The sequence below is a fragment of the Streptomyces sp. NPDC008001 genome, from assembly GCF_042958085.1.
Taxonomy (GTDB): Bacteria; Actinomycetota; Actinomycetes; order Streptomycetales; family Streptomycetaceae; genus Streptomyces.
In genome coordinates, this window is sequence record NZ_JBIBIZ010000006.1 from 271,081 (window position 1) to 288,530 (window position 17,450).

General features: G+C 73.2%; 12 protein-coding genes and 1 pseudogene. 4 read left to right on the forward strand and 9 right to left on the reverse strand.

The genetic code is table 11. The features are described from left to right. Positions 1-71 precede the first annotated feature (71 nt). Both ACFZCD_RS17830 and ACFZCD_RS17835 read left to right on the forward strand, forming a co-directional pair. Positions 72-1,379 carry a PspC domain-containing protein gene (locus ACFZCD_RS17830; RefSeq protein WP_391831773.1) on the forward strand — a complete coding sequence of 436 codons (1,308 nt, stop codon included), beginning with the start codon at positions 72-74 and terminating at the stop codon, positions 1,377-1,379. After that, on the forward strand, positions 1,366-1,560 hold the full coding sequence (locus ACFZCD_RS17835; protein WP_391831775.1) for a hypothetical protein: 195 nt from the start codon (positions 1,366-1,368) through the stop codon (positions 1,558-1,560). The genes ACFZCD_RS17830 and ACFZCD_RS17835 overlap by 14 nt, the downstream gene beginning before the upstream one ends. Positions 1,561-1,863: 303 nt before the next feature. Here the strand turns inward: ACFZCD_RS17835 and ACFZCD_RS17840 are convergent. From ACFZCD_RS17840 to guaA, 5 genes and pseudogenes are all read right to left on the reverse strand, one after another. Next, positions 1,864-2,340: pseudogene (locus ACFZCD_RS17840) on the reverse strand (DoxX family protein); the annotation flags it as partial. 172 nt (positions 2,341-2,512) lie between these two features. Then, complete coding sequence (locus ACFZCD_RS17845; RefSeq protein ID WP_391831777.1) at positions 2,513-3,550, reverse strand: Ig-like domain-containing protein; 1,038 nt, start codon at positions 3,548-3,550, stop codon at positions 2,513-2,515. 240 nt (positions 3,551-3,790) lie between these two features. Continuing rightward, on the reverse strand, positions 3,791-4,600 hold the full coding sequence (locus ACFZCD_RS17850) for a class II aldolase/adducin family protein (RefSeq protein ID WP_391832252.1): 810 nt from the start codon (positions 4,598-4,600) through the stop codon (positions 3,791-3,793). Positions 4,601-4,714: 114 nt separating this feature from the next. After that, on the reverse strand, positions 4,715-5,614 hold the full coding sequence (locus ACFZCD_RS17855) for an alpha/beta fold hydrolase (RefSeq protein WP_391831779.1): 900 nt from the start codon (positions 5,612-5,614) through the stop codon (positions 4,715-4,717). 211 nt (positions 5,615-5,825) lie between these two features. Further along, positions 5,826-7,427 carry a glutamine-hydrolyzing GMP synthase gene (gene guaA, locus ACFZCD_RS17860; RefSeq protein WP_391831781.1) on the reverse strand — a complete coding sequence of 534 codons (1,602 nt, stop codon included), beginning with the start codon at positions 7,425-7,427 and terminating at the stop codon, positions 5,826-5,828. Positions 7,428-7,756: 329 nt separating this feature from the next. Between guaA and ACFZCD_RS17865 the strand changes: the two genes are divergently transcribed. Both ACFZCD_RS17865 and ACFZCD_RS17870 read left to right on the forward strand, forming a co-directional pair. After that, positions 7,757-8,047, forward strand: a complete 291-nt coding sequence (locus tag ACFZCD_RS17865; RefSeq protein ID WP_391831783.1) for a chorismate mutase — start codon at positions 7,757-7,759, stop codon at positions 8,045-8,047. A 1,274-nt stretch (positions 8,048-9,321) separates the two neighbouring features. Next, positions 9,322-9,984 (forward strand): hypothetical protein, encoded by a 663-nt coding sequence (locus ACFZCD_RS17870; protein WP_391831785.1) that lies wholly within the window; start codon positions 9,322-9,324, stop codon positions 9,982-9,984. A gap of 59 nt (positions 9,985-10,043) precedes the next feature. Here the strand turns inward: ACFZCD_RS17870 and ACFZCD_RS17875 are convergent, their stop codons facing one another. From ACFZCD_RS17875 to ACFZCD_RS17890, 4 genes are all read right to left on the reverse strand, one after another. Further along, positions 10,044-11,885, reverse strand: coding sequence for a GMC oxidoreductase (locus ACFZCD_RS17875; RefSeq protein WP_391831787.1), 1,842 nt, complete (start codon positions 11,883-11,885; stop codon positions 10,044-10,046). Positions 11,886-11,900: 15 nt separating this feature from the next. After that, positions 11,901-13,559, reverse strand: a complete 1,659-nt coding sequence (locus ACFZCD_RS17880) for a succinic semialdehyde dehydrogenase (protein WP_391831789.1) — start codon at positions 13,557-13,559, stop codon at positions 11,901-11,903. A gap of 117 nt (positions 13,560-13,676) precedes the next feature. After that, positions 13,677-15,479 (reverse strand): serine/threonine-protein kinase, encoded by a 1,803-nt coding sequence (locus tag ACFZCD_RS17885; RefSeq protein WP_391831791.1) that lies wholly within the window; start codon positions 15,477-15,479, stop codon positions 13,677-13,679. A gap of 83 nt (positions 15,480-15,562) precedes the next feature. Continuing rightward, positions 15,563-17,368: a serine/threonine-protein kinase gene (locus tag ACFZCD_RS17890; protein ID WP_391831793.1), complete on the reverse strand. Its 1,806-nt coding sequence runs from the start codon at positions 17,366-17,368 to the stop codon at positions 15,563-15,565. Between the last annotated feature and the right edge of the window lie 82 nt (positions 17,369-17,450).

The window sequence follows — 17,450 nt, forward strand, 5'->3', positions numbered from 1 at the left end:
GGGCGATCTCAGGGAACGGCCAGGGTTGCGGGGTGTGCCACAAGCGCGTTCCGGTTGACACCATGTTCTGTATGACCGACACACCCACCACCGAGGACGCGCATCAGGCGGGTCCGGTTCACGGCGATCCGCGGGACGCCCGGCCGCCGCTGCGGCGCAGCCGTGATCAGAAGGTGATCTCCGGCGTGTGCGGCGGCCTCGGCCGCTACTTCGACGTCGACCCCGTGATCTTCCGGGTGGTGCTCGGCGTGCTGGCGGTCTCCGGCGGCCTGGGCCTGATCCTCTACGGCTTCGCGTGGCTGCTGATCCCCCTGGAGGCCGAGGAGGAGAACGAGGCCCGGCGGATGCTCTCGGGCCGCGTCGAGGGCCCGGCGCTCACGGCGGTGCTGTGCGCGCTGGTGGGCTGCGGCCTGTTCCTGTCGATGCTCAACAACAGCGTGGTGATGTCCTTCGCGCTGATGCTGACGGCCGCGATGGCCGGCGCGGCCTACTGGTCGCACCACCGCCATGAGCCCGCGGGCCGGGACGCCGAGTCCGCGGCGCAGCACAAGGCGCAGAAGACGGCGGCGCCCCCGCCCGAGACCAAGGCGCCGCCGGCCCCCGGCGGCCCCTCCTGGTGGCGGGACCCGATCATCAAGGACGGCACGACGGGCCCGATAGGCGCCGACACCGGCTATCTGTGGGGTCCAGACGACGGCCCCCGGGCAGAGGAGGAGCCGGCCCCGGTCAGGATCCGCCCCGTGCGCGCCGGCACGCCGCTCGGCGGCTGGACGTTCCTGGCGGCCGTCCTCGCCTTCTCCCTCGGCGCCGGCCTCAGCTGGCGCCACCAGCCGCTCGGCACCTGCCTGGAGACGGGCCTGGCCTGCGCGCTCGCCGTCTTCGGCCTCGGCATGGCCGTCAGCTCCCGCTACGGCCGCACCGGCGGCGGCACGGTCGTCGCGGCGGTCCTCACCGCCGCCCTGCTGGCGGGCGCGGCCGCCCTGCCGAAGTCGGTCTCCACCCAGTGGACGCACTCCACCTGGCACCCGGACACCGTCGCCGCCGTCCGCGACGAGTACCGGGTGGGCAGCGGCGTGGGCGTCCTCGACCTCACCGGCCTGCCGTGGCAGCCCGGCAGCACGGTCACCACCCGCGCGGAGGTCGGCGCGGGGCAGCTCAAGCTGGTCCTCCCGGACGACGTCAGGGCCCGGATCACGATGGACGTCGGTGTGGGCGACATCCGCCTCCCCGGCGAGGCGCGCGACGACGTCGACGTGCGCCCGGGACAGAAGGAGCACGTGACGCTGGAGCCGCGGGCCGGGAAGCCCTCGCGCGGCACGCTGGAGATCAGGCTCAAGGCCGGCATCGGCCAGGTGGAGGTGGACCGTGCGTCGTCATGACTTCGAGCCGGGGAAGCTGGTCGTCGGGCTCGTCCTGCTGGGGTGCGCGGCCGCGTATCTCGGGGCGGCCCGCGGAGATCTGCACTTCCCTTCGTATGCGTTGCTGCCCGTGCTGGTGGCGGGGTTCTGCCTCGCGGGGGTGGTGTCGTCGGTGGCCTTCGCGATCCGGCGCCGCCGGTAGCCTCCGGCGGTTGCCGACACGCACCGGTTTCGGTGGGCCGGTATTCCGCCGGACACTCGCCGTGGGGGCGGAGCGCCGTTGCGGCGGACATTTCTTCCTGACCGGCCGTCCCGAATTCCCGGAGTTCTACTTGCCGTTCCGGCCGGACGGTCGGCCGGGAGACTTGCCGGTGGGCTTTCCGGCCGGCTTGGCCGCGGGCTTGCTCGCCGGCTTACCGGACGGCTTGGCCGGTGCCTTAGCCGCCGCCTTGGTCGCCGTCTTGGCCGGTGACTTACGGGGCCGCCTGGCCGGTGACTTGCCGGACCGTTTGCGCACCGGCCGGAGCGGGCCCACGTCCACCGACCACACCGGCGCCCCCGCCACCACCAGTGGCAGCCACGCCATCAGGTAGATCAGGTCGTTGCCGTAGTAGTACGGGGTGGCCTGCCAGCTGACCGTCAGCCACAGGCTGAGGGAGATGAGCGCGCCGCCCGCCGCGGCGACGCGCGCGAATATGCCGAAGAGGGTGCCTACGCCCACCGCGAATTCACCCAGGCCCATCGCGTAGCCAAACCCCTCCGGGTTCTTCAGGGCCAGGTCGACCAGGCCCGGAACGGCGGACGAGCCGCGGACCGTACGCATCAGCTCACCGATCGAGCCGGGCCCGCTGGCGGCCAGGAATCCGGAGTCCGTGAGCTTGTCGAGGCCCGCGTAAATGAAGGTGATGCCGAGGAAGATGCGCAGCGGCAGCAGTGCGTACTGCGCGCTCTCCCCCTGCTTACCGCGCCCGATGAATGCCATGGCGTCCGCCGCCTCTCCGTTCCTCGCCTTTTAGGTCTGTCCGTCCTGGTCGTCCTCCGAACCATACGGACGGGAGGCGGAACGCGTTCACCCCTGTGGATAAACCTGGGTACCGAGGATGGATTCAAGGTCAGGCGAGGACGGGCAAGGACGGGCAAGGACGGTTCGGAGGTCAGGCGCCGGTGCGGATCCCCAGCGCGCTGCCCTCCAGCCACTCCTGCCAGCTGAGGTTCCAGTCGCCGTAGCCGTTGCCGAAACGGTCCATCGGCTTCGGCTTCGTACTGCCGGTGACGCGCACGACGTCGCCCTTGAGGCTCAGCCCGTACAGCCACTTCGCATCGGCCGTCGACATGCCGATGCAGCCGTGGCTGACGTTCTCCTTGCCGAACGACTCGGCGTTGTCCGGCGCCGCGTGCACGTACTCGCCGCTGACCGTCTCGCGCATGCTGTAGTCGTACGAGCCGTAGAAGCCGTCGGGGTGGTTGCGCGGAATGCCGATGGAGAGCGAGTCCATGACGACGCGGCCCTCCTTGGCGAGGATCGTCTTGATCCCCTCGCGGGTGCCGAAGCCCTTGCTCTCGTCGCCGCCGCTGACCGGGATGGTGCGCAGCGTCTCGCCGTTGCGCACGACGGTCATCTTGCGGGCCTTGAGGTCGACGGTGCTGACCATCGAGTCGCCGATGGTGAAGGACACCGTGCGGTCGCCGGACGCGGCCGTGCCCCCGGCGAGCTGCACGCCGGCCAGCCGGGCGTCGAGGGTCACCTTGGTGCCCGCGGGCCAGAACTTCTCGGGGCGGAAGTGGACGCGGGTGTCGCCCTTGGTCTCGTTCCAGTGCCAGGCGCCGGGGACCTGCGGCGAGGTGGAGACCTTCAGCCGGCCCTCGATGCCCGCGCGCAGTTCCCGGGAGACCTTCTGCTGCTTGAAGACCAGGGAGATGGGCTGGCCGACGCCGACCTTCTCGCCGTTGGCGGGGGCTATCTCGGGCCGGACGGTCCGCGCGGCACCGGGCAGCATCTTCGCGGGCGGCGCGGGCTTCTCCGTCACCGGCGCCGGGGAGGGAGCGGCGGACCCCGCCGCCGGCACGGAGGCCGAGGGCGCCTTCCCGCCCGGCTTCCCCTCCGCCTCCGCGCCCCCGCCGCAGCCGGTGACGGCCGAACCGGCCAGGGCCAGGGCGGCGGACAGCCCGACGCAACGGGAGAGGCGGCGCATGGTTCTCCTACCAGGTTCTGATCTTCCGGGGCCGGCGGGCCCTCCGGGCATGACGGAGCCGAGGCGGCCACGCCCCGGCTTCCCTCCATCGTAAGCAGGGCGAATGCCCCCAAACGGCGCCCGGAAGGACGAGCGACCCCGCCGGCAGGAGGGGGTCGGCCCCCTCCCCGGCGAAACGGCGAACCCGGTCGGCCAGCCAGCCAGGTCAGGCCAAGCCGAGCCAAGCCGGACCGGTGGCGATCAGCCCAGCAGCTCCGGCTCGCTCCGCGTGATCTGCTGGTACAGCGGCTGGTAGTTGATCCACGCCGCCAGGTCGTTGCCGAGCTGGTCACGCGTGTGCCGGGCGCTGGCCTGGTCGATGAGGACGGGCTTCCCCGCGGCCTTCGCCACGAGCTGCACCTGGCAGGAGCGCTCCATGGTGATGAACCACCACGCGGCCGCGTCCACCGAGTCCCCCACGGTCAGCAGCCCGTGGTTGCGCAGGACGACCGCCTTGTGCGGCCCCAGGGCGGTGGCGATCCGGCGCCCCTCCTCCTCGTCCACCACGACGCCCGTGTAGTCGTCGAAGAGCGCGTGGTCCTCGTAGAAGGCGCACACGTCCTGCGTGATCGGCTCCAGCAGCTCCCCCAGCGCGGACAGCGCCCGCCCGTACGTGGAGTGGCTGTGCGCGGCGGCGACGACGTCCGGCCGTGCCTTGTGGACCTGCGAATGGATCGCGAACGCCGCCTGGTTGACGTGGTGGCGGCCCTCGACGACCTGCCCCTGGTGGTTGACCATGATCAGGTCGCTCACGGTGATGTGCTTGAACGACATCCCGAACGGGTTGACCCAGAAGTGGTCCGTGAACTCCGGGTCGCGCGCGGTGATGTGGCCCGCGACCCCTTCCTCGAAGCCGAACCTCCCGAAGAGCCGCAGCGCCGCCGCGAGCCGCTCCTTGCGGTGGCGCCGCTCCTCCTCGGCGGTCTCGTGCTTCGGCGGCATCGCGAACTGCAGCTGATCCGTAGGAACAGGAACGGGAACAGGAACGGGGGCGGGGCCGGGGGCGGACACGGATCCGGACCCGGGCGGCGTCTGCGGCACGATCGGCACTCCTCTGCTCCGTTGCGGTACGGAACGGAAGCTACTGCCGGGTACATCAGGAGAACAGGGGTTCGGCACGACGGATCATCCGCGCTCCGCGGCCGCCGCGTGCTCCAGGATCGCCCCGGCCAGCGGCTGCAGGCGCTCGCGCGGCAGCGCGTGCCCCATGCCCGGCATCGCCACGGTCCGGGCGTTGCCGATCACTTGGGCGATGTGACGGGGGTGCGGCGGCGGGAAGACGGGCTCGGCGGAGGCGTCGGTCACCAGCGTGGGGACGGTGTTGCGCGCCAGCTGCTCCGTACGGTCCATGCCGGTGTGATCGGCGCGACCGTGGGCGGTCGAGACGTCGTAGCGCCCCGCGTGCTCGATGATCCGCCGCTCGCGCTCGCGCATCTCGTCGGCGTGGAAGGGCAGTTCCTCGCCGCTGAGGAGCCGCCAGTGCGCCACGCGCCGGTCGAGCTCGGCCTCCGGACCGTGGTCCTCCACGGGCTGTGCCCACATCTCCAGGACGCGGGGGTCGATGCCGGGCAGGTCGGCGGCGGCGGTCTCGGTGCCGTCGGCCTCGACGAGCGGCTTGCCGCTCAGCGCGCACGTGCCGATGAGGGTGGCGCTGAGGATGCGGTCCGGGTGGTCGGCGAGCAGCAGCTGGGCCAGCATGCCGCCGAGCGACATGCCGACGATGTGGGCCCGCTCGACGCCGTGGGCGTCCAGGACGGCGAGGGCGTCGTCCGCGAGGTCGGTGATGCGGTAGGGCTGCGCGTCGTACGACCAGGTGGAGCGGCCGGCGTCGCGGTGGTCGTAACGGATCACCCGGTGCCGGGCGGCGAGGGCGTCGGTGAACTCCTCGGGCCAGGCCAGGCCGGACGCCTGGGCGCCCATGATCAGCAGCAGCGGGGGCGCGTCGTCCGCCCCGCGCACGTCGGACCACAGCTGTACGCCGGGGGCGACGTCGACGGTACGGGTACGGCTAGGAATTCGGGGCATGGCGGGTTCCCTTCCGGGGGTCACGGACTCACCTCAGGACTGAAACGATACGTCTCGTCTCGTCATTGCGCCACCCTTTTACCGAAGCCCCCACCCGCTGACGTCCCACGGCTCAGCACACGGCACACGGCACACGGCACACGGCACAAAAACACCGGTGCCGCCGCCCAGACGCATGGGCGGCGGCACCGGTGTGCGGATCAAGGGAGGACTACTCCCACTCGATCGTCCCCGGCGGCTTGCTCGTGATGTCGAGGACCACGCGGTTGACCTCGTCCACCTCGTTCGTGATGCGGGTCGAGATGCGCGACAGGACGTCGTACGGCAGGCGCGACCAGTCGGCCGTCATCGCGTCCTCGGAGGAGACCGGGCGGAGCACGATCGGGTGGCCGTAGGTGCGGCCGTCGCCCTGGACGCCGACGCTGCGGACGTCCGCGAGCAGGACGACCGGGCACTGCCAGATCTCGCGGTCCAGACCGGCCGCGGAGAGCTCCTCGCGGGCGATGGCGTCGGCCTCGCGCAGCAGGTCGAGGCGGTCCTTCGTCACCTCGCCGACGATGCGGATGCCGAGGCCCGGGCCCGGGAAGGGCTGGCGCTGGACGATCTCCTCCGGCAGGCCGAGCTCCTGGCCGACCATGCGGACCTCGTCCTTGAAGAGCTGGCGGAGCGGCTCGACGAGCTCGAACTCCAGGTCCTCGGGGAGGCCGCCCACGTTGTGGTGCGACTTGATGTTGGCGGTGCCGGTGCCGCCACCGGACTCGACCACGTCGGGGTAGAGCGTGCCCTGGACCAGGAAGGCGACGTCCGCGCCGCCCGCGCCGGCCTCGGCCACGATCTCGGCCTGGGCCTGCTCGAAGACGCGGATGAACTCCCGGCCGATGATCTTGCGCTTGGTCTCCGGGTCGGAGACGCCGGCGAGGGCGTTCAGGAAGCGCTCCTGGGCGTCGACGACCTTGAGCTGGACGCCCGTGGCCGCGACGAAGTCCTTCTCGACCTGCTCGGTCTCGCCCTTGCGCATCAGGCCGTGGTCGACGTAGACGCAGGTGAGCTGGTCGCCGATGGCCTTCTGGACGAGGGCCGCGGCCACGGCGGAGTCCACGCCGCCGGACAGGCCGCAGATGGCGCGCTTGGTGCCGACCTGCTCGCGGATCGCGGCGACCTGCTCCTCGATCACATTGCCCGTGGTCCACGTCGGCTCGATGCCGGCGCCGCGGTACAGGAAGTGCTCCAGGACCAGCTGGCCGTGCGTCGAGTGCATGACCTCGGGGTGGTACTGGACGCCGTAGAGCTTCTTCTCGTCGTTCTCGAAGGCGGCGACGGGCACGACGTCCGTGGACGCGGTGACCGTGAAGCCCTCGGGGGCGGCCGAGCAGGCGTCGCCGTGCGACATCCACACCGACTGCTCCGCCGGCGTGCCCTCGAAGAGCGTGGAGCCGTTCTTCGTGACGTGCAGCGGCGTACGGCCGTACTCGCGCGCGCCGGTGTTGTCGACGGTGCCGCCGAGGGTGGCCGCCATCAGCTGGAAGCCGTAGCACATGCCGAAGACCGGGACACCGGCCTCGAACAGGCCGCGGGCGTCGTCGAGGCGCGGGGCGCCCTCTTCGTAGACCGACGAGGGGCCGCCGGACAGGATGATCGCCTTGGGGTTCTTCGCGAGCATCTCGGCCACCGGCATGGTGGACGGGACGATCTCGCTGTAGACCCGCGCCTCGCGGACACGGCGGGCGATGAGCTGGGCGTACTGCGCGCCGAAGTCGACAACGAGCACCGGCTCCGCGGTGTTGTCGTGGGCGGCGGGGGGTGCTGCTGACACGGGAGCGGCCTTCCGGCGGTGGAGGAGGGGGTCTGTATTTGTCGATTCTACCGGGGCGCGGGTGCTTGCTTTTGTCTCACCATCCGAAACCGCCCCGGGCCCGCGCTGGCCCCGCCGCCGCCCGCGGGCCATACTGTCCCCCATGCGCAAGCACCAGACCTTCGTCTTTACCTATGGCATCCGGCCCGTCCGGCTGCCATGGTCGTGCTGCTTGAGCAACTGACAAGCGACTTCCCAGGCGCCCCGGGCCGACAAGGCCCGGGGCGCCTGTCGTTTTTCCCGGGTCCTGTCGCCTCGGGGGGCCGCCGCCCCTTTTTGGAGGATCAGACATGAGCACGCGGACCGCAGTGGCCGGAACCGGCGCCCGTACCGACGAGGCCGCCGGCGTGATCGCCGGCGCCCGGCAGCGGATCGACGATCTCGACGGCAGGATCATCGGCCTCATCCAGGAACGGATGGCCGTCTCGGCCGTGATCCAGCACGAGCGCATCGCCTCCGGCGGCCGCCGGGTGAACCTCTCCCGCGAGATGGAGGTCATCGGCCACTACAGCGGGCAGCTCGGCAAGCCCGGCACCGCGCTCGCCATGACGCTGCTGGAGCTGTGCCGCGGCCGCATCTGAGCTCAGGCACCGCATCTGAGCTCAGGCACCGCATCTGAGCGCAGGCCCCGCAAAGGGGTTCGGGCCGCGGGGCCGCCGGATCACCCGGACGGCGCGTGACCGCGGGGCGGACCGCATCGTTGATCCGGATGCCCGCGCCAGCCAGGAGCGGCCCACCTGAAATCCACGCGTGGCTTCCGACCCTGTTCACCTGGGCGCCCGGCACCGACAGGGCGGATCCACCGGAGTGTGAGACGTGCGAGTGCGCGCGTCGTGGGACCTCACTCCGGTGCACGGCGACCGGTCAGCAGGGGACAGCAGCCCGGTTGCCACCAAGGACGGTCGGTTCCGGGGACGCCTGGAACCGACCGTATCCGGTCGAAACGGTTGCGCCGAGTCCGGCCCATCCCGCACGATGCCAGGAGAGCACCAACCTCCTGGTCCCGTACCGCCATTGGTCGAACCAGTGAGGCCGTACGCCCCGCACCACCCCGCGCACCACCCATGACCCGCGGCGCTCCCCCCGGCGCCGCTCCGCGGCACCGACCCTGCCCTGACCTCGGTGCCGGCAGTCAAGGGCCCCGAGGCCGCCCGCACGCCCCCGCGGAGGCGGCCCGGGGCCCTTCGCCGTTCGCCCTCGCGTTCCCGGGGAGCCGGAAGCCGCCCCGGCGCCGCCGAAGCGCCCCGAGGCCCCCGCACCGAAGCAAGCGCGGCTGTGATATCGGTCACCCGCCCCCCGTTGATGATCAACTCCGGGCCCCGCCGCCTACGATGCTCGTGCACGTGCGCCGGCACGGCCACACCGCGCACTCCCCCACCGTGACGGCCGCTCACCACCGGACCCGGAAGGGGTCTCCATGAAGCTTCGCCGCGCGCTGGCGACCGCCGCTGCCGCGGCCGCCGTCGGCCCGGCCGCGGTCCTCGCGGCGCCCTGCGCCTTCGCGGCGGCGGGCGGGCCGGCCACGACGGCCCCGGCCCGGGTCTCAGCGCCGGCGCAGGCCCCGGACCCGGTACCGGCACCGGCACCCGGCAGCGCCCCGCCGAGCGCCGCCCCCGAGCCCGGCCCCTCAGCCACAGGCGCAGGGGCAGACGCAGGCGCAGACACGGCCGCGCACCCCGCCGCACCGGAACCCGCAGCCGCACCCGCAGCCGCACTCACCCCCGCATCCGCAGCCCCCGCCGCAAGCGAACCCAAGTCCCCCTCCCCGTCAGGCCCGAGCGGTTCCCCGGCGGCGGCGCCGGGCGCGTCCAGGAGCGCAGCGGGCACCTGCCGTGACCACACCGACCGCCCGTGGGTGACGACCGAACTCAGGGGCCTGCCGCGGGAGATCGTCGCCGGCTCCGGCTGGCACGCGTTCGCCTACCGGGCGGCCAACACCTCCGACCGGGTCATCGCCTCCCTCTCCGCCTCCGTGGAACTCCGCTCCTGGGACCGGAAGAACCTGCAGGACGAGACCACCAAGCACATCACCGTGCAGTGGTACGACTCCCGCACCCGCCGCTGGGAGCCCCTGCCCGCGGACCACGGCTACTTCGCCCGGACGACCGGCCTCGGACCGCGCGCGTCCGCCGACGCCTCCCTGCGCCTGAGGATCGACGCCGCGGCCCCGGCCGGCTCCGGCGTGGCGTTCCAGACGGGCTTCTTCAGCGACCAGGACCGCACGTGCGGCTACGCGGCAGGCGCGCACTACTCCTTCGCCGTCCTCACCGCGGGGAGCAGGCTCAGCACGGACGAGGACGCCCGGGCCACAGCCGCCGGGCCGGAGAAGGCCGCCGCCCCGACGACGACCGTCAACCGCCCCGCCCCGCAGGGCATTCCGGCGGACGCGCCGGCGACGGGGAAGCTGGCCTCGACCGGTGCGTCGTCCTCGTCCCCGCTGCTCCTCGGGGTCGCGGGCGCGACGATCGCCGTCGGAGCCGTGGCGGTCGCCGTAGCCCGGCGCGGGCGCGACCGCTAGCGTCCCGGATCGCTAGCGTCCCGGCCGGCGAGGACTCAACAGGCCCGCCGGGACAGGCCTCAGCGGCACCCCCGCCCGTCCTCCGGCGGCAGCACCGGCAGTAGCCGGAGCACGGGACGCCCCTCCGGAAGCGGCCGCACCGCCGGCACCTCCGGCGCCGCCTTCAGGTTCAGCTCCCCGTAAGCGCCTTCCGGCACCGCCGGCCGCACCGGCGCGACCGGCTCGATCCGCTCGTACGGCTGCCCCTGCTCCGGCCGCGGGTCCGGTTCCCCCTTGTTCGGCCACAGGGACATCGCCCGTTCCGCCTGCGCCGTGATGGTCAGCGACGGGTTGACGCCGAGGTTCGCCGAGACGGCCGCACCGTCCACGACCGAGATGCCGGGATGCCCGTACAGCCGGTGGTACGGGTCGATGACGCCCTGCGAGGCGTCCGCGCCGATCGGGCAGCCGCCGAGGAAGTGCGCGGTCAGCGGGGTGCCCATCAGCTCGCCCACGTTGCTGCCGGGGAAGCCGTTGATCTCCTCGGCGATGACGTCCGCGGCCATCGCCGCCGCGGGGATCTGCTTCGGGTTGGGCGCGCCGTGCCCCTGCCTGGCGGTCAGCAGACCCTTGCCCGGCCCCCGGCTCCGCCGGTACGTGGTCAAGGAGTTGTCGAGCGACTGCATCACGAGCCCGATGATCGTCCGCTCCGACCAGCGCCGGTTGGAGAGCGACCTCATCAGCAGCACCGGGTGCCGTACGCAGCGCGCCGCGAACGCGACGGCCCGCGGAGCGCGCGTCCCCACCGGCACCTGGAGGACGGACAGCGCGCCCATCGCGTTCGACCCCTTGCCGTAGCGGACGGGCTCGATGTGCGTGTGCTCGTCCAGGTGGGCGGAGGAGGTGATGGCGACGCCCTGCGTGAAGTCCGGCCGGGCCCCGTCGTGCGCCTCGCCGTAGCGGCGGTCGTCGGTCTGCGCGCCGACCAGGGCCTCCGAGTTCGTACGGGTCAGCCGGCCCAGCCCGTCGGGGATGCGGGGCAGCAGGCCCTTGTCCTTCATGGTGTGCAGGAGCGTCTGGGTGCCGTACGTGCCGGCGGCGATCACCACCCGTTCCGCGCGCAGCACCCGCGGCCGGGCGGCGCCGGAGCCGCGCCGCTTGTCGGTCGGGACGGTCACGACGCGGTAGCCGCCCTCCCGGTGCTCGGTCACCGCCACGACGGTGGTCATGGGGTGCACGACGGCCCCGGCCCGCTCGGCGAGGTACAGGTAGTTCTCGTTGAGGGTGTTCTTCGCGCCGTGCCGGCAGCCGGTCATGCACTCGCCGCACTCGGTGCAGGCCCGGCGGGCGGGTCCGGCGCCGCCGAAGTACGGGTCGGCGGTCTCCTCGCCGGGCCGGGCCCGGTGCGCGCCGTCGGCGTCCTCGCCGTCCCCGAAGAACACGCCGACCGGGGCCATGCGGAAGGTCTCCCCCACGCCCAGGCGCTCGGCCGCCGCCTTCAGGTGGACGTCGGAGGGCGTGGTCGTGGGGTTGAGGCGGACGCCGAGCATGCGGCCGGCCTGGTCGTAGTACGGCCGCAGCTCCTCCTCCCAGTCCGTGATGCCCGCCCACTGCCGGTCCCGGAAGAAGGCCTTCGGCGGTACGTAGAGGGTGTTGGCGTAGTTGAGGGAGCCGCCGCCGACGCCGGCGCCCGCGAGGACCATCACGTTGCCGAGCAGGTGGATGCGCTGGATGCCGTAGAGGCCGAGGGCGGGCGCCCACAGGTAGTTGCGCAGGTCCCACGAGTTCCTGGGCAGGTTCTCGCGGGTGAACCTGCGGCCCGCCTCCAGGACGCCCACGCGGTAGCCCTTCTCGGTCAGGCGCAGGGCGGACACCGCGCCGCCGAAGCCCGAGCCGACGACGATCACGTCGTAGTCGAACACTGCCCCTCCGTTCGGTCAGCGCAGCCGCAGCGTCTTCAGCAGCCGCAGGCCACGGGTCATGATCTCCGCGTACTTGGCGTCGTCCAGCCCGAAGGCCGGGGCGAGCGGCACGACGCGCTGGTGGGCGACGGTCTGGGCCTCCGTGTACTTGAGGATGCCCTCGGAGCCGTGGCGGCGGCCCAGCCCCGAGTCGCCCATGCCGCCCATGGGGGCCTGCGCGCTGCCGTACGCGGCCGCGTAGGCCTCGTTGACGTTGACGGTGCCGGTGCGCAGCCGCGCCGCGACCGCCCGCCCGCGCCGCCCGTCCGCGGTCCAGACGCTCGCGTTGAGCCCGTAGGGGGTGGCGTTGGCGAGGGCGACGGCTTCGTCCTCGTCCTCGAAGCGGTAGACGGAGACGACGGGGCCGAAGGTCTCCTCGGCGCATACGGCCATGGACGGCGTCACGCCCTCCAGGACCGTCGGCTCGTAGAAGAACGGGCCCACGTCGGGGCGCGGGCGGCCCCCCGCGAGGACGGTGGCGCCCTGCGCGACGGCGTCGTCGACGTGCCGGGTGACGGCGTCCAGCTGGCGCTGCGAGGCGAGGGAGCCCATGTCGGCGCCGTAGGCGAGGCCCGTGCCGAGCCGCAGCGCCTTCGTACGGGCGGTGAAGCGCTCCAGGAACGCGTCGGCCACGGACGCGTGCACGTACAGCCGCTCGATGGAGATGCACAGCTGGCCCGCGGACGAGAAGCAGCCGCGGACGGCGCCTGCGGCGGCCTTCTCGGCGTCGGCGTCGTGGAGGACGAGCATGGCGTTCTTGCCGCCGAGTTCGAGCGAGGAGCCGATCAGGCGGGCGGCTGCGCCCTGGGCGACCTCGCGGCCGGTGCGCGTGGAGCCGGTGAAGGAGACGTAGTCGGCGTGCGCGACGAGGGCCGGGCCGACGACCGGGCCGTCCCCGATGACGACCTGCCAGACCTCCTCCGGCAGCCCCGCCTCGACCAGCAGCTCGCGCGCCCACAAGGCGGACAGGGCCGTCTCGGTGTCCGGCTTCATCACCACGGCGTTGCCGGCCGCGAAGGCGGGCAGGGCGTCCCCTACGGACAGCTCCAGCGGGTAGTTCCAGGGGGCTATCTGGCCGACGACGCCGCGCGGGTGGCGCAGTTCGGTGACCTTGGTGAGGACGGGGAGGACGCCGGAGTGGCCCTTCGGCCGCAGGTAGGCGGGGCCCCGGCGGCCGTAGTGACGGGCGCCGACGGCGACGGCCTGCACTTCCTCGTGGGCGTGCAGGCGGGCTTTGCCGGTCTCCGCCTGGATGATGTCGAGGATCTCGGACTGCCGCCCGAGGAGCAGGTCGTGGAAGCGCAGCAGGACGGCGGCGCGTTCGCCCGCGGGAACGGCGGCCCAATGCTGCTGCGCCTCGCGGGCGCGGGCGAAGGCGGTGGCCACGTCCTCGGGGGTGGACTCGGGCAGGTCGGCGAGCTTCCGCCCGGTGAGGGGCGTGTGGCTGGCGGTGGTGCCGGAGCCGATGACGGCACGGGTGAGGCGGGTGACGAGGGCGGGGGTGACGACGTCGGCGGGTGTCCGGCTGCCGGGCGGGGCAACGGGATTGCCTCCGGCGGGCGGGCCGGAAGCGGGGGCCGCTTCCGGCGTCGTCACTGCTGCCACTTCCGCTGCGCTGTGCCGCGAGTCCGTCATACGGGGAGCGTATGACGGACGTGCACTGCTTGAATACCCGGCGGTAACCGGTTCGCGTCGTTGGTCCGGTTGTCGGTCCGGTCGTCGATCCCGATATTGACCCGGTTACCGGTCCTGCTACTGATCGGGGGTCTTCTCCACGTCCTGGATCTTCAGGTACTTGAGGACGTCCTCGAAGAGCTTGTCGCCGTTCTTGCGCCCCTCGCCCTTCTCGGGCATCCGCACTTCGAGCAGCCACATGGCGGTCTTGGCGTCGTTGACGATGATCCGCGAGCGCGTGAGGGTCATGGGGTCGTTCTCGTTGGCCCCCGCCCGGTGATAGACGGTGTCGACCTCGGCGGTCTGCATGCCCTGGAAGGCGGGCGACTTGGCCTTGGTCGCCTTGGCGTCCTTGAACTTGGTCCCGGGATCCTCGGCGTACGCCCGGGCGATCCGCTTGGCCTCTTCGTCGGCGGAACCGATGTCCTTGGGGTCCCTGTCCCCGGTGTTCTTCTTCCGCTGCTCAAGGGTGTCCAGGTCCAGCGAGATCCCGAAGACGCCACTCGGGTCCTGGAAGTAGACCCAGGCGCCATTGGTGTCGACGGACTTGGTGTAGTCCTCCGGCACCGTCATCGACGCCCGTACGAGCTCCGGCTCGTCCCGCACCTTCCAGTGCAGCGGGACGGCCGGGCCGACGGCGAAGGGGTTGACGATCAGCAGCGTCGCGGCCGTCGCCACGGCCACCACGCCGGCGCCGAGTCCCCACTGCGCCTTGCGGTTGCCGTGCAGGACGGGCGGCACCCACTTGCTGCCGGTGGTCTGCGGGGCGGCCGCGCCGAAGGCGGGCTGCAGGGGCTGCGGGGGCGGCGGCGCCGGGTTGGCGACGGCCTCCAGCACCTGCCGGATCTCGGCCGCGCCGGGGCGGGCCGCCGGGTCCTTGGCCAGCATCCGCAGGACGAGTCCGCCGAGCGCGCCCGCGCCGCGCGACGGCGACTGCGGCTCCGCCGACAGGATGGCCTGCATGGTGGCCTGGGCGTTGGAGCGGCGGAACGGCGAGACGCCCTCCACCGCCGTGTACAGCACGACACCCAGCGACCAGAGGTCGGACTCGGGGCCCGGCCGCTGCCCCAGGACGCGCTCGGGGGCCACGTACTCGGGCGAGCCGACGAGCGCGCCCGTCTCCGTGAGCCCTTGCTCGCCCTCGATCTGCGCGATGCCGAAGTCGGTGAGGACGACGCGGTCGCCGCGGCCGAGGAGCACGTTGTCCGGCTTGACGTCGCGGTGCAGCACGCCCGCCTCGTGCGCGGCGCCGAGCGCGTCGAGGACGGCCAGGCCGATGCGGGCGGCCTCGCGCGCGGGAAGGGTGCCGTCGGCCAGCCGGTCGCCGAGCGAGTGCCCGCGGACGAGCTCCATGACGATCCAGGGGCGCCCGTCCTCGACGACGACGTCGTGGACGGCGACGACGGAGGGATGGGCCACGCGGGCCGCGGCACGGGCCTCGCGCTGCATGCGCTGGTGGACGTTCTCCCGCAGGGACGCGGGGAGGTGGTCCGGTACGCGCGGCTCCTTGACGGCGACCTCGCGGTCGACGACCTCGTCGTGGGCCTTCCACACGGTGCCCATGCCGCCGTGGCCGAGGCGGGAGATCAGCCGGTAGCGGTTGCCGATGCGGCGGCCGGCTCCGGGGGTGGGGGCGGCGGGGGCGGCGGCTGGCACCGGTGCGGGGGCGGTGGCGGATGCGGGGGCGGGCGCCGGTACAGAGGCAGGTGCAGGCGCAGGTGCAGGCGCAGGTGTGAGGCCGGGCGCAGGTGCGGCGGGGCCGGCGTACGGGTTCGCCGGGGGCGGGTCGTACGCCGCCGCCGTGTTCGGCGGCTGCAGGTCGTAGCTGGTGGGCTCGCCGGTCCTGATGGGCCCGTTCGGCCGTCCCCCGTCGTTGGTCATGGCCCCATCATTCCAAGGGCGCACGGCAGGGCGCACTTTCGCGGTTCAAACCCGCCCTTAACGCCCACGCCCACAGCCACACCCTAGGGGCTGGACACGGGCCGGATCCGTACGAACGTCTCCAGGACGACTTCGGCCTGCCGCTTCACCTGCTCCGCGTCCCCGGCCGGCCCCGCCGCCCACACCTCGTACGTCTTCCCGCCCTCCTCCCAGCAGGTCTCGTACGTCCGCACCGTCCCGCCCGCGCCGGCCTCGGGGCCGTCCCAGGTGAACTCCCAGGAGGCCGCCGGATAACCCTTGTGCGTGGTCTCGCGGAGGGTGGCGGAGCGGTAGCCCGGGTAGCGCTCGGGGGCCGCGGCGGCGGAGGCGCGCAGGGCGGCCGCGGGGCCGCCGGGCTGCGGGTCCTGGATGAGGATGCCGAGGCGGTACTGCCGGTCGGGCGCGTAGTAGAAGACCCGCGGGGGCTCGAAGGAGCGGGTGAAGCCGTCGGGGACGGCGAGCGCGAACCCGGCCGGGTCCTGCACCGCGTGGTAGCCCTCCGGGGCCCGTACGGGGGCGCTGACCGGGGGTTCGCTCGTGACGGGCGGGCCGGGCGAGCGGCCGAGGGGCCCGCTGGACACCTGCGTGGGGCGGCCGCCCGCGCCCTCCGTGCCGCGCTCGCCCAGCAGCGCGGCGAGACCGGCCCCGGCGCCCGCGAGGGCGACGACGGCGACGGCGGCCGTCAGGACGGTGCGGGCGCGGGGACTGTACGGCGGGCCTGCCGGCGGGTACGGGGACTCGCTCGGGGGGTGCGGGGGCCCTCCCGGCGGGTAGGGGGACTGGCCCGGCGGGTAGGGGTGTTCGCCCCGCGGGTAGGGGGAGTCGGCCGGCCGGTAGAGGCCGTCTCCCGCGCCGCGCGGGCCCGGTCCGGATCGAGGGCGTCCGCCACCTCCGCCACCTCCGCCGCCTCTGCCACTTCTACCGCTTCTGCCGCCTCCGCCAGGCCCGCCCGCCTTACCCCTACCGGGCCTACCAGGCCCGTCCGGATCACGCGGCCCGCCCGGGCCGCTCACCGCCAGATAGCTCCGTAACAGCCGTTCCGCCTCATCGGCGCCCAGCCGCCGTGCAGGGTCGCGCTCCAGCAGCCCCTGAATGACGGGCAGGAGGGGCGCCACGGCGGCGGGCGGGCGTATCTCCTCGTGGACGACGGCGTGCAGGGTGCCGCCCAGCGAATCGCGCCGGAACGGCGTCTCCCCGCTGAGCGCCGCGCACATCAGCACCCCCAGGGACCACAGGTCGGACGCGGGCCCGGCGGGGCCGCCCGACATGCGCTCCGGCGCGGTGTACTCCGGCGACCCGACGAACGCTCCCGTCTCGGTGATCGTCGTCGCGCCCCGGACCTGGGCGACGCCGAAGTCCGTCAGGACGACGCGGCCGGTCGCCGTCTCCAGGAGGACGTTCGGTGGCTTGATGTCACGGTGCAGGACGCCGCGGGCGTGCGCGGCGCGCAGGGCGGAGAGCAGGGCGATCGCGATCCGCGCGGTCTCCCGCGGGCCCACGGGCCCCTCGGCGGCGAGCACTTCGGACAGCGCGCGCCCGTCCACGAGCTCCATCACGATCCAGGGCCGGCCGTCCTGGACGACGATGTCGTGGAGCGCGACGACGTTCGGATGACTGATGAGCGCGGCCGCGCGCGCCTCGCGGAGCGTACGGTCACAGTCGGACAGACCTGCGGGACACGTACCGTCGTCAGCGTCTCCGTCGCTCATGTGGAGCTCTTTGACGGCGACTTGGCGCTCCAGCAGCTCGTCGGTGGCACGCCATACGGTGCCCATGCCTCCGCGCCCTATCCTCCCGGACAGGCGGTACCGGCCGGCGATCAGACCATCGTGCGCAGCGAAGGTCCCCATAGGCCCATCTTGCCCCACACCTCCCCGCCCCACGGCTCCCGGAACGGACGGGTTCCGGCCACCTGCGCCGCGCGCGTCCGGC

Coding starts and splice junctions, on each gene's coding strand:
- ACFZCD_RS17855 (WP_391831779.1), bottom strand. CDS start 5,614: ATGCCCCGAATTCCTAGCCGTACCCGTACCGTCGACGTCGCCCCCGGC.
- ACFZCD_RS17845 (WP_391831777.1), bottom strand. CDS start 3,550: ATGCGCCGCCTCTCCCGTTGCGTCGGGCTGTCCGCCGCCCTGGCCCTG.
- ACFZCD_RS17865 (WP_391831783.1), top strand. CDS start 7,757: ATGAGCACGCGGACCGCAGTGGCCGGAACCGGCGCCCGTACCGACGAG.
- ACFZCD_RS17885 (WP_391831791.1), bottom strand. CDS start 15,479: ATGACCAACGACGGGGGACGGCCGAACGGGCCCATCAGGACCGGCGAG.
- ACFZCD_RS17830 (WP_391831773.1), top strand. CDS start 72: ATGACCGACACACCCACCACCGAGGACGCGCATCAGGCGGGTCCGGTT.
- ACFZCD_RS17890 (WP_391831793.1), bottom strand. CDS start 17,368: ATGGGGACCTTCGCTGCGCACGATGGTCTGATCGCCGGCCGGTACCGC.
- ACFZCD_RS17880 (WP_391831789.1), bottom strand. CDS start 13,559: ATGACGGACTCGCGGCACAGCGCAGCGGAAGTGGCAGCAGTGACGACG.